Below are 12,772 nucleotides of genomic sequence, written 5' to 3'. Positions count from 1 at the left end.
CACATGGCTGATTTCAAGAAAATTCTCATCGCCAACCGCGGCGAAATCGCAATTCGCATCATGCGTGCCGCCAACGAGATGGGCAAGAAAACCGTCGCCATCTATGCCGAGGAAGACAAGCTCGGCCTACACAGATTTAAGGCCGATGAAGCCTATAAAATAGGCGAAAACCTCGGCCCTGTTGCAGCCTACCTTAGCATTGAAGAAATCATCCGCGTCGCCAAAATGTCTGGTGCCGACGCGATCCACCCCGGTTATGGCTTGCTGTCCGAGAACCCCGAATTTGTTGATGCCTGCGACGCTGCTGGCATCAAGTTTATCGGCCCCAAAGCCGCCACCATGCGCGCCCTTGGCGACAAGGCCTCGGCGCGCGATGTAGCGGTTGATGCTGGCGTGCCTGTCATCCCCGCCACTCCCGTGCTGGGCGACGATATGGATCTGGTCAAAAAGCAAGCCGCAGAAGTCGGCTACCCTCTGATGTTAAAGGCTTCTTGGGGCGGGGGTGGGCGCGGAATGCGCGCCATCAACTCCGAGGATGAGCTGGTCGAGAAAGTGCTTGAAGGTCGTCGCGAGGCTGAATCCGCCTTTGGCAACAGCGCTGGCTTTCTAGAGAAAATGATCGTGCGCGCTCGCCATGTAGAGGTGCAAATCCTTGGTGACAGCCATGGCCAAATCTACCACCTGTACGAGCGTGATTGCTCGGTCCAGCGCCGCAACCAAAAGGTCGTCGAGCGCGCCCCTGCCCCCTACCTATCTGGCACGCAGCGCGAGCAAATCTGCAACCTCGGCAAGAAGATTTGCGAACATGTTAACTATGAATGCGCAGGCACCGTCGAATTCCTAATGGATATGGACAGCGGCGAGTTCTACTTCATCGAAGTAAACCCACGCGTCCAAGTCGAGCACACCGTCACCGAAGAGGTCACAGGCATCGACATCGTGCGCGCTCAAATCCTGATCGCAGAGGGGAAATCCCTGATCGAGGCCACCGGCTGCGCATCCCAATATGACGTCAAACTGGACGGCCACGCCCTGCAATGCCGCGTCACCACCGAAGATCCGCAGAACAATTTCATCCCCGATTATGGCCGCATCACCACCTACCGATCTGCCACGGGCATGGGCATCCGCTTAGACGGCGGTACTGCCTACGCAGGCGCGGTTATCACGCGCTATTACGATAGCCTGTTAACCAAAGTTACCGCATGGGCACCAACACCTGAGGCCGCGATCAACCGCATGGACCGCGCGCTGCGCGAATTCCGGGTGCGTGGGGTCTCGACCAACATCGCATTTGTGGAAAACCTGCTCAAGCATCCGACATTTCTCAACTACGAATACCACACCAAATTCATCGATGAGACGCCGGACCTGTTCACCTTTAAGAAACGCCGTGACCGCGCTACCAAAATCCTGACCTACATCGCGGACATCACAGTTAACGGCCATCCCGAAACCGAAGGCCGCGCCCTGCCCGCCGAGGCTCGCACCCCCCGCGCGCCCGCACCGCAAGGCACGCCAACCTATGGCACACGCAACATCCTAGAAGAGCACGGACCGCAAGCCGTCGCCGACTGGATGCGCGACCAAAAGCACCTGCTGATCACCGACACCACCATGCGCGATGGTCACCAATCCTTGCTGGCGACCCGGATGCGCTCGATTGATATGATCCGCGTAGCGCCCACCTATGCCGCCAATATGCCCGGTCTTTTCTCGATGGAATGCTGGGGCGGGGCCACGTTCGACGTGGCTTACCGCTTCTTGCAAGAATGCCCATGGCAGCGCCTGCGCGACCTGCGCAAAGCCATGCCAAACGTGATGACGCAGATGCTTTTGCGCGCCTCAAACGGCGTTGGTTACACCAATTACCCCGACAATGTGGTACAAGAATTCGTGCGCCAAGCGGCTGTGACTGGCGTCGATGTGTTCCGTGTTTTCGACAGTTTGAACTGGGTTGAAAACATGCGCGTCGCCATGGATGCAGTGGTCGAGAGCGGCAAGGTTTGCGAAGGTTCAATCTGCTACACAGGCGACATCCTGAACCCCGATCGCGCGAAATATAACCTGAAATATTACGTCGATATGGGCAAGGAATTGAAAGCCGCCGGGGCGCATATTCTGGGCCTCAAAGATATGGCCGGTCTGCTAAAGCCAGCCTCTGCGACGATCCTTGTGAAGGCGTTGAAGGAAGAGGTTGGCCTGCCAATCCACTTCCACACCCACGACACGGCTGGCGTGGCAATTGCCACCATTCTGGCCGCCTCCGAGGCTGGCGTAGACGCGGTTGATTGCGCCATGGACGCGCTGTCGGGCAACACCAGCCAAGCCACTCTGGGCTCCGTCGTCGAAGCGCTTGCGCATACCGAGCGCGACACCGGCCTCGACATCAAAACCGTGCGCCAGATCTCGGACTATTGGGAGACCGTGCGCGGCCAATATGCAGCGTTTGAAAGTGGCCAACAGGCCCCTGCCTCCGAGGTTTATCTGCACGAGATGCCCGGCGGTCAGTTCACCAACCTCAAGGCGCAAGCGCGCTCTGTCGGGCTGGAAGAGCGTTGGCATGAGGTGGCGCAAACCTACGCCGATGTGAACCAAATGTTTGGTGATATAGTGAAAGTCACGCCGTCCTCCAAGGTGGTCGGCGACATGGCACTAATGATGGTATCCCAAGGGCTTACCAGAGATCAAGTTGAAGACCCCGAGACTGATGTAGCTTTCCCTGATAGTGTCGTTGACATGATGCGCGGCAATCTGGGGCAACCTCCGGGCGGCTGGCCGAAAGCCATCCAGAAGAAAATCCTCAAGGGCGAAAAAGCTTCGACCGCGCGTCCCGGCGAGCAGTTGAAACCCGTTGACCTAGAAGCCACGCGCGCGGAGGTGTCAGACCTGTTGGACGGGCGCGAGATCGACGATGAGGACCTGAACGGTTACCTGATGTATCCCAAAGTATTCCTCGATTATATGGGCCGTCACCGGACCTATGGCCCCGTGCGCACCCTGCCCACAAAGACGTTCTTTTATGGCATGGAACCGGGGGAAGAAATCAGCGCCGAGATTGATCCGGGCAAGACGTTGGAAATTCGAATGCAGGCTTTGGGCGAGACCGATGATGCGGGCGAGGCCAAGGTGTTTTTCGAGCTGAACGGCCAGCCCCGTGTGATCCGCGTGGCCAACCGCAAAGTGGGCGCGGCGATTGCAAAAATGCCAAAGGCCGAGGTCGGCAATCCGAACCATATCGGCGCCCCAATGCCCGGTGTTGTGGCAACTGTTGCTGCGCGTGCCGGAGCGGAGGTGAAAGAGGGCGATTTGCTGTTGACCATCGAGGCGATGAAGATGGAGACCGGTATTCATGCCGAGCGTGACGCGACCATTCGGGCCGTACATATCACTCCCGGCGCACAAATTGACGCCAAGGATTTGCTGGTGGAATTGGAAGACATCTGACCTCCCACCTGACCTCCATGTCGCCGCCCTTGGGGCGGCGGCTTCTTTGTTTTGGGCAGTGTACTTTTCAGCGTTGGCAACCGGATCAAACTTTGCTCTAATTTGCCCTGACGGATGCCTCCGGCGGGAGTACTTTTGACAAGATGAAACTACTTATCCTCACGGACCCACATATATTGGAGCCCGATGGCGAGATTATTGGGCTGGATCCTTCCGTGCGCTTTGCTGGCGTTTTGGATCATGCACTTAGCCACCACCCCGATGCGGCCCATATCGTTGTCTTGGGCGATTTGACCCATCACGGCAGCGCCGCGCAATATACGCAGTTACGCTCTTTAATAGAGGACGTCCAAATTCCGATGTCCTTGATGTTGGGAAACCATGATAATCGCGCCAAATTCACCCGCGCTTTCCCCGCCGCCCCGCTGACGCCTGCGGGCCATGTGCAACATGTCATCCGTTTGGGCCGCCATCATCTGATTTGTCTCGACACGCTGGATGAGCAAGCTCAGCCACCCCACTCCGGAATTTTATGCGAGGCGCGGTTGCACTGGTTGCGCGACGCGCTTGACGCAGCCCTTGGGGCGCCCGTTATTTTGGCCCTGCACCACCCGCCCTTCAAAGTAGGTTTTGACGGCATGGATGCCATTCGGTTGCGCAATGATGATGCGTTTTTCGATCTGATCACCCAATACCCCAACGTCGTCCAACTGTTGTGCGGCCATATTCATCGCACCATTTCCGGCTCCGTGCGCGGGGTGCCATTTGCTGTGTTCAAAAGCGCCTGTCACCAGATGCCGATGATGTTGGGAGTTGCTGGCAGTGGCCATTCAGTCGACGAGCCCGGTGCCTATGGCATCCTCTTGCTGGGCGATGATGGCGTCACTGTCCATTCTGAGGATGTCGGGCCGCGTGGTGCCCCGGTCCAAGACGGCCACTCGGCCTGAGACCTCCCACACTATTTGCACCATCACGCCTTGTTGCCCTGCGCGTCGCACCCTAGGTTGATCCCAACCACATGACCCAAAGGATTTCCCATGCGCACACCCTTCCTGCCTGCCCCCAAACTGCCCCTTCGTGACATTCAAGACAGCGGGCAAGGCAGCGACGCCTTGGGCAACCTGCCGGAGTGGGATCTGAGCGATCTTTACAGCGCGCCGGATGCTAAGGAATTCAAGCGTGACATGGATTGGCTGGAGCAAGCCTGCGCCGATTTTGCCACTGATTTTGAGAACAAGCTGGCCGATCTGGACGTCAAAGGCTTGCTGGATTGCGTGCTGCGTTACGAGAAAATCGAGATGGTGGCAGGCCGCGTCATGTCCTACGCGGGGCTGCGCTATTACCAAAACACCACCGACGCGGACCGCGCCCAATTCATGGCCAACGCGCAGGATAAGATCACCGCCTTCACCACGCCTTTGGTGTTTTTCTCTCTTGAGATCAACCGGATACCAGACGACCAACTCGACGGTTTGTTTTCTCAAGACCCGGACCTAGCCCGCTATATGCCCGTTTTTGACCGCCTGCGCTCCATGCGCCCCTACCAGCTTAGCGACGAGTTGGAGAAGTTTCTGCACGATCAATCCACCGTTGGGTCTGCCGCGTGGAACCGCCTGTTTGACGAGACCATCGCAGGGTTGGAATTCAACGTCGATGGCGAGACCCTGAACATTGAGGGCACGCTCAACCTGATGACCGATCACGACCGCGCCAAGCGCGAAGCAGGGGCGCGCGAGTTGGCGAAAGTCTTTGGCGAGCAGGTCAAACTCTTCGCCCGCGTCCACAATACTTTGGCGAAAGAGAAAGAGATCGAGGACCGTTGGCGCGGCATGCCAACGCCCCAAACCGGCCGCCACCTGTCCAACCACGTGGAGCCGGAAGTGGTCGAGGCCCTGCGCAATGCCGTGGTCGAAGCCTACCCGAAACTCAGCCACCGTTATTATGAGTTGAAGCGCAAGTGGCTCGGCCTCGACGTCATGCAGGTTTGGGACCGCAACGCGCCATTGCCCATGGACGAGCCCCGCCTTGTGGGTTGGGACGAGGCGCAGGCGACCGTGATGGAAGCCTACCACGATTTCGCCCCCGAGATGGCGGGTATCGCCGAGCCGTTTTTCAAGCGCGGCTGGATTGATGCGGGCGTCAAACCCGGCAAAGCCCCCGGTGCTTTTGCCCATCCAACCGTGTCCGATGTCCACCCCTATGTTATGCTCAACTACCTTGGAAAACCACGCGATGTCATGACCTTAGCGCATGAATTGGGCCACGGCGTTCACCAAGTTTTGGCCGCCGCGCAGGGCGAGATGCTCTCCTCCACACCCCTGACTTTGGCCGAAACCGCCTCGGTGTTTGGCGAGATGCTGACCTTCCGCAAAATGCTCTCCAAGGCTAAAACCAAACCCGAGCGCAAAGTGCTTCTGGCGGGCAAGGTCGAGGACATGATCAACACTGTTGTGCGCCAAATTGCCTTCTACGACTTCGAGTGCAAGCTCCACGCCGCCCGCGCCCACGGCGAGTTAACGCCAGATGACATCGGCGCGCTATGGATGTCCGTGCAGGCCGAAAGCTTAGGACCGGCATTTGAGTATATGGACGGCTACGACACCTTCTGGGCCTATGTCCCACACTTCGTCCATTCACCGTTCTACGTCTATGCTTATGCGTTTGGCGACGGCTTGGTGAACGCGCTTTATGCGGTGTTCGAGGAAGGCGGCGACGACTTCCAAGCCAAGTACTTCGACATGCTGAAAGCAGGCGGCTCCAAGCACCACAAAGAGCTACTGGCCCCCTTCGGGCTGGACGCGTCAGACCCTAAATTCTGGGACAAAGGCCTGTCGATGATCTCTGGCATGATCGACGAGTTGGAAGCCATGGAAGAGTGATTTCGGACGAGGAGTGTTTTGAGCGTGCTATTGAAGCCGCTCAATCACATCGCCGAGAAAGGTCCGAACAGGCAGGAAAATCCCTTCGGCAATCGCAGCACTTTATTCAGATTTCTGAAGAGCCAGATGCTCAATTTTATCCAGTTTATCGTGTGATTGCTGAAATGAAGGGATTAGGCCTCACTGCACCTTCTGAAAGTCAACAGCACCTACGTCACAATCTACAAAAGCTGCTCAACTTTGGGTGGGTTGAGATAACGCAAAGTCACTCCCAGTTTAGCAATATTTTCATGAGGTATACCGCTGACTGCCAAATTTTGGCTGGCGCGTCACCTGGGAAATCTGAAGGTACCCGACCCGAAACGGGTAAGACATTTTGGGTGCGTTCCGAGTCTTCCTTAGCCGTCACAACACCCGAAGACCTTCCCGAAACACCTTCTGGCAACGAAGGTGCCGCACGCCAGATCACCCGCAACATTTTCGAGCGCAACCCTACCCTGCGCCGCGCCTGTATCGCCCATTACACCGCCAAGGATGGCCGCCTTGCGTGCCAAGCCTGCGACATGGATTTTGCCTCTATCTATGGCGGGGACATCGGCGCGGGTTTCATCCATATCCACCACCTCGATCCCTTGGGCAATGCGGCGCAGCGCGAAACCGACCCTTTGCGCGATCTGGTGCCTTTGTGCCCCAATTGCCATGCAATGGTACATAAAACTGACCCGCCACTCACGCCCGCAGCGCTCCGCAAACGGATGGAGCACAGCTAGCCTGCCCCTAAACGCACGTTGCCGCCTGATCTCTTGTTTCCGGCCCGTAATGACGCCCAAAACCCCCATATTTGCAATTTGTTGACCAAACACATATATTCAGTCTCAATCAAAAAGAATAAATTGAGCGGTTTCAGTATGATCAGTAGCTTGAGTGCGATCTGGGAGGATTTCTTTCTTCCCATGTTACAACGACCAAGGCGGCTGCAAGTGGCGGCCCTGTGCCATCGCGAGTTTCGCAATCAAACCGAGGTTCTCTTGGTGACCAGCCGTGACACCGGCCGCTGGATCATCCCTAAAGGTTGGCCTATTCGCGGGTTAAAATCCTCCGAGGCCGCCGCGCAAGAAGCTTGGGAAGAGGCGGGCGTGAAAGACGGCAAAGCCGCGCCTCAGTCCATCGGCACATATACCTACGACAAAACAATGGCGTCGGGCCTGCCTGTTCCGGTCGAGACGCTCGTCTATTCCGTTGCGGTCGAGAATTTGGAAGACGAATTCCCCGAGGCCAACCAGCGAGAACGCAAATGGGTCAGCCCAAATGACGCGGCCAATATGATCCAAGAGACCGATTTGAAGTCTATCTTGCGACATATGTAACAGAAATTTGGCACGAACCTCCTAGAGCGGTTGATCTTCTCCCCCATAGGCCGCTACTCCTCTGCTCGAAAAGCTGGGGGATTCCTTAATGGACAACAACAAGGGCGACGCACGCCACCTTGAAACGCTGGACCGCGACCTTGCGCGCTATTCCAATCTGGAACTGGCCACCAGCTATGTCGCGCGTCCCTTGGTTGGGCCGGGCATCTCACTGGTGTTTGTGCTTCTGGCGGGCCTTGCGGCCGCAATGTTCTTTGGACAAGCCAACAACAGCCTGATCGTTATTATTGCCGCCTGTGTCGGTGCCTATATGGCGCTCAACATCGGGGCTAATGATGTCGCCAATAACATGGGGCCAGCCGTGGGTGCCAAAGCCCTGACCATGGGCGGGGCCATTGCCATTGCCATCGTTTTCGAGAGTGCAGGCGCACTGATTGCGGGCGGTGACGTCGTGTCCACCATTGCCAAGGGCATCATCGCGCCCGAGAGCATGGGCGACGCGCAAACCTTTATGTATGCCATGCTCGCAGCACTGCTGTCCGCGGCTCTTTGGGTCAACCTCGCCACTTGGGTCGGCGCGCCAGTGTCCACCACGCACTCCGTTGTGGGCGGCGTTATGGGGGCTGGCATCGCCTCGGCAGGCATCGCCGCCGTGAACTGGGCCACGATGTCCAAGATTGCCGCCAGTTGGGTTATCTCGCCAGTTTTGGGTGGTTTGGTGGCTGCTGGCTTCCTTGCCCTGATCAAGTCCCGCATCATCTATCAAGACGATAAAATCGCAGCCGCGCGTAAATGGGTGCCGGTTTTGGTTGGTATCATGGCCGGTGCATTTACGTCTTATCTGGCCCTGAAGGGCTTTAAGAAAATCATCAAGATCGACCTTGCAACGGCATTAACAATCGGCACCGTTCTTGGAGGTCTAACCTGGGCTGTGATGATCCCGCTGATCCGCAAGCAATCTGAGGGCCTAGAAAACCGCAACAAATCCCTCAAGGTTTTGTTCGGCATTCCGCTGGTCGTCTCCGCCGCCATGCTCAGCTTTGCGCATGGGGCCAATGACGTCGCCAACGCTGTCGGCCCGTTGGCAGCCATCGTGCAAGCGTCCAAATCCGGCGACTTCACCCACGCGATTTCCATCCCGTTCTGGGTGATGATTATCGGCGCGTTTGGGATCTCATTTGGACTGTTTTTGTTCGGCCCAAAACTGATCCGCATGGTCGGCAGCCAAATCACCAAGCTAAACCCGATGCGCGCTTATTGCGTCGCGTTATCCGCCGCAATCACCGTGATCGTGGCCAGTTGGTTGGGCCTGCCCGTCAGCTCCACCCATATCGCGGTGGGCGGTGTATTTGGCGTCGGGTTCTTCCGCGAATGGGACGCCGAGCGCCGCATCAAGAAAGCCCGCATGGACATGCCGGACCGCGCCGAGTTCGCCTCTGAAGAACGTCGCCGCCGCAAACTGGTGCGCCGCTCGCACTTCATGACCATCATCGCGGCTTGGGTCATCACAGTTCCCGCAGCCGCGGCCCTATCAGCGGTGATCTTCTTGGGAATAAATGCCGTCGCAGGTTGACCCTAGTTTCGAGCCATAAACTGGCGCGAAGCCTAATTTGTACATTCGTGCTATAATTCCGTACAAGCGGTACACCACGTACAAAACAACCGAGCCATACGCCCTTATGACCCGCGACGACTACAACGCCTTTTGCGCCACACTTCCAGCCACCAATCATGTGGTTCAATGGGGCAATTCCGATGTTTGGAAAGTTGGGCCCAAGCTTTTTGCTGTGTGTGGATGGAACAAAGGTAAAGACGCCTTCACCTTCAAAGTATCAGATTTAGCGTGGGAAATTCTGCCAGATATGCCCGGCGTTCGCCCCGCGCCATATCTGGCCTCTCGCGGGATGAAATGGGTGCAGCACTATTGCGAACCCGGCCTCTCTGACACGGAATTACGCATTCATATTCGTGCCTCCTACGATATGGTTGCGGGCTCGCTTACCAAGAAATTGCGCGCCGAGTTGGGGCTCCCAACCTAAGCCTTCGCAGCCGCGTAAACCGCATCTATCGTCCTTTGCGTGCCTTGTGCATCCTCTAGTTGCCAGGCATATTTTCCTTTGTTTATTAGGGCGCTAGCACCAAAAACCTCAACCTGATTGACGTAATGATTGGCGGCGGGAAAGCGCTCGATTTGAGTTGCCCCATCGGCCTGACACAGCTCTATCCGGCTCTCCTGATAGACGTTGGGATTAAACGGAGCACTCAGGCGCATCACCCCGCCTTCGCCATGAAAGGTGACCTCTTGAAACGGGTGCATTCGCGTGGACACATAGCCATGATAGCGCGCGCCCGCGATCCGCGCCTGTACCCGCACGGTGGTATCGACCCCGCCTTCCCACTCAATCTGGGCGCTAATCTCCTCGAACTCCGCCCCCGTGGCAAAGCGTACGCACCCCAGCGCATAGACCCCGATATCAGGCAAAGCCCCGCCGCCCATATCCGGCTTGTTGCGAATATTGGCAGGGTCGCGATTATCGAACGAGAACGCACAAGACACTTGGCGCAACGCCCCAATCGCCCCCTCAGCCAACAAAGCCCGCGCGCGCTGCCACTGCGGATGGTGCACGATCATATAAGCCTCGGCCGCCATTAAACCAGTACGATCACGGGCCGCGATCAAAGCGTCAATCTCACCTGCCTGCATCGCGACAGGTTTCTCGATCAGCACATGTTTTCCAGCCGCCAAGGCCTTCAGCCCCCACTCCACATGCAAGCTGTTTGGCAACGGAATATAGACCGCATCAATGCCATCATCAGCCAGCAAGCCCTCGTAGCTGTCATGGTGGCTAAGGTCAGGGAAAAGCGCCGAAAACTCCGCAAACTTATCCGCCGAGCTTGTCGCCAACCCGGCCAGTCGCGCCCCTTTGGCGGCATGAATCGCAGGGCCCATATGCTCGCGGGCGAATTTGGCGGCTCCGAGGATACCCCAGTTAAGTGGCTTGGTCATGGCTGTCTCCCTATTGGTCGGGGCAACCCTAGGCGCTTACTGGCCCCTCGCCAAGCGGGCTTCTATCGCCGTCTGGATCATGCCGCGCGCACGCGCATAATCCGCAGCATTTTGCCTGTCGTGCTCCTCCGCCTCGCTGGCACTGAGACGATCTAGCAAAGCCTGCTCGGCGGCAAGCGCACCTTGCGTAACAGCACCGAGAATGCTCCGCCCGTGGCTGTCTTCTCGCACCGGGTCGGCCCCGGCCTTCAACAAGGCAGCAACCATCCGCAGGTTCCCCCCTGCTATCATCAACGGCGGTTGGCCAGCTGCGAAATCTTCGCCCAACGCAAGCGGCGGCGGCGTATTGGCGTCCGCACCGCGTTCCAGCAATGCAATCACTTGCTCGGTCTTGTTGCCAACCAGCGCCAGATGCAGCGCGCTCAGCCCTGCGCCTGTCGTTTGCCTGATCAACTCATCGGGCAGCAAGGCAACCGCATCCGCAACATCACCAGCCCCAACGTATGAATTAAAGGGCGAGGCCATCGCATGCAGCACCGTATAACCACGCGCCGAGGCGAAATTTGGCCGCGCCCCAGCTTTCAATAATACCGCGATCATCTCCGGCATTTGGCTCTCGTTTCCCGTCGCCCAAATCAGCGGCACAGCACCATATCGCCCCTGCGCACGGTTCAGGTCCAGCTTGGGGTGCGCCTTCAGAAGTGCCCTCACTTGCGCCACATCACCAGCCATCAATTCCGTGCGCAACACCCCATAAGGAGCGGGCAACTCATCCATTTTAATCTTGTCTGGCCGCCCCGTTTGCATCATCTTCATCCGAGCCGAAATCAGTTCCTCAAACCTGACAGTATCCCCAACTTGCAAAGCCAGCTTCATCTCGGTGAAGCTTCGATCAAGCACATTGATTTGCATCTCGCGCACCGCGCGCGCAGTCGAGAACACCTCAAAGCCGCCACCGATATAAGCCCCGGTGGCACTCAGGCAAAAAGCAGTAAACAGGACCACGGGAGCCGCGCGTGAAAACATCATGCGTGCATTCTCTGCACTGGTTTTACATAACTCATCATACCCCTCCGGCGCGCTGCCAAACAAAAAGGGCCGCGCAATGCACGGCCCCTTGATAACGCTTCAGTTTGGCGAAAATTAGGCGGTTTCTAACAGACCTCTATCTGTCGCCAGAGACCGCATACGCTCTTGCAACTTCTCGAAGGCACGCACCTCAATTTGGCGAATACGCTCGCGCGATACATCATACTGCCCCGACAAAGTTTCCAGCGTTATGGCCTTATCTTGCAAACGACGCTGCACAAGGATGTCCTTCTCTCTGTCGTTCAAGGTTTCCATCGCTTCTGCCAGCAATTCACGGCGGATTTCCAACTCGTCCTTGGCCTCATAATCGCCCGCCTGATCGGCGCTCTCATCCTCAAGCCAATCCTGCCATTGCGTCGTGCCTTCGCCATCTGCCGAGACCACAGCGTTCAGCGAAGCATCGCCCCCCGACATGCGGCGGTTCATCGAAATGACCTCTTTTTCAGTCACGTTCAAATCATTGGCAATTCGCGTCACGTTTTCGGGGCGTAAGTCACCCACTTCCAACGCGCCAATGCGGTTCTTGGCTTTGCGCAGATTGAAAAACAGCTTCTTTTGCGCCGACGTCGTGCCAAGCTTAACCAAGGACCACGAGCGCAGCACATATTCTTGGATAGAGGCACGGATCCACCACATCGCATAGGTCGCGAGGCGGAAACCCTTTTCAGGGTCAAACTTTTTGACGGCCTGCATCAGGCCCACATTGGCCTCGGAAATAACTTCAGCCGTGGGCAGGCCATAGCCACGATAGCCCATGGCGATTTTAGCCGCGAGACGCAGGTGAGATGTAACCATCTGATGCGCCGCATCAGTGTCTTCATCCTCGACCCAGCGCTTGGCCAGCATGTATTCTTGCTCAGGCTCCAACATTGGAAACTTGCGGATTTCTTGCATATAGCGGTTCAAGCCCTGCGTCGGGCTCGGAGCCGGTAAACTTGTATAATTAGCCATTTAAAGTGCCCCCCATTCAGGTTTGCGGTTTC

At 57.2% G+C, this 12,772-nt stretch carries 10 protein-coding genes; 7 read left to right on the top strand and 3 right to left on the bottom strand.

The window, feature by feature from the left end; translation table 11 throughout:
* Nucleotides 1-3: 3 nt before the first annotated feature.
* The 7 genes from AC3Y7R_RS13725 to AC3Y7R_RS13695 all read left to right on the top strand — a co-directional run bounded on the left by AC3Y7R_RS13725 (nucleotide 4) and on the right by AC3Y7R_RS13695 (nucleotide 9,732).
* Entirely contained in the window at nucleotides 4-3,447 is a 3,444-nt protein-coding gene (locus AC3Y7R_RS13725; RefSeq protein WP_490042614.1) for a pyruvate carboxylase, read from the top strand.
* Nucleotides 3,448-3,590: 143 nt separating this feature from the next.
* The gene (locus tag AC3Y7R_RS13720; RefSeq protein ID WP_490042613.1) at nucleotides 3,591-4,394 is read left to right on the top strand and encodes a metallophosphoesterase; all 804 of its coding nucleotides are present in this window, start codon (nucleotides 3,591-3,593) and stop codon (nucleotides 4,392-4,394) included.
* Between the two features lie 90 nt (nucleotides 4,395-4,484).
* Nucleotides 4,485-6,326, top strand: coding sequence for a M3 family oligoendopeptidase (locus AC3Y7R_RS13715; RefSeq protein WP_490042612.1), 1,842 nt, complete (start codon nucleotides 4,485-4,487; stop codon nucleotides 6,324-6,326).
* 290 nt (nucleotides 6,327-6,616) lie between these two features.
* Nucleotides 6,617-7,096: an HNH endonuclease gene (locus AC3Y7R_RS13710; RefSeq protein ID WP_490042611.1), complete on the top strand. Its 480-nt coding sequence runs from the start codon at nucleotides 6,617-6,619 to the stop codon at nucleotides 7,094-7,096.
* A 183-nt stretch (nucleotides 7,097-7,279) separates the two neighbouring features.
* Entirely contained in the window at nucleotides 7,280-7,693 is a 414-nt protein-coding gene (locus AC3Y7R_RS13705) for an NUDIX hydrolase (RefSeq protein WP_490042610.1), read from the top strand.
* 88 nt (nucleotides 7,694-7,781) lie between these two features.
* Nucleotides 7,782-9,266: an inorganic phosphate transporter gene (locus tag AC3Y7R_RS13700; RefSeq protein ID WP_490042609.1), complete on the top strand. Its 1,485-nt coding sequence runs from the start codon at nucleotides 7,782-7,784 to the stop codon at nucleotides 9,264-9,266.
* Nucleotides 9,267-9,372: 106 nt separating this feature from the next.
* On the top strand, nucleotides 9,373-9,732 hold the full coding sequence (locus AC3Y7R_RS13695) for an MmcQ/YjbR family DNA-binding protein (RefSeq protein ID WP_490042608.1): 360 nt from the start codon (nucleotides 9,373-9,375) through the stop codon (nucleotides 9,730-9,732).
* On the opposite strand, the gene AC3Y7R_RS13690 is transcribed toward AC3Y7R_RS13695, so the two are convergent.
* From AC3Y7R_RS13690 to rpoH, 3 genes are all read right to left on the bottom strand, one after another.
* Nucleotides 9,729-10,700 carry a Gfo/Idh/MocA family protein gene (locus AC3Y7R_RS13690; RefSeq protein ID WP_490042607.1) on the bottom strand — a complete coding sequence of 324 codons (972 nt, stop codon included), beginning with the start codon at nucleotides 10,698-10,700 and terminating at the stop codon, nucleotides 9,729-9,731. The genes AC3Y7R_RS13695 and AC3Y7R_RS13690 overlap by 4 nt on opposite strands.
* A 36-nt stretch (nucleotides 10,701-10,736) precedes the next feature.
* Entirely contained in the window at nucleotides 10,737-11,729 is a 993-nt protein-coding gene (locus tag AC3Y7R_RS13685) for an ankyrin repeat domain-containing protein (protein WP_490042606.1), read from the bottom strand.
* Nucleotides 11,730-11,843: 114 nt separating this feature from the next.
* Entirely contained in the window at nucleotides 11,844-12,740 is an 897-nt protein-coding gene (gene rpoH / locus AC3Y7R_RS13680) for an RNA polymerase sigma factor RpoH (RefSeq protein WP_490042605.1), read from the bottom strand.
* Nucleotides 12,741-12,772: the final 32 nt, after the last annotated feature.

Source organism: Litoreibacter sp., from assembly GCF_058136045.1.
Note: the sequence above shows the minus strand (reverse complement) of the source record. Positions and strands in the feature narration are given on the sequence as shown.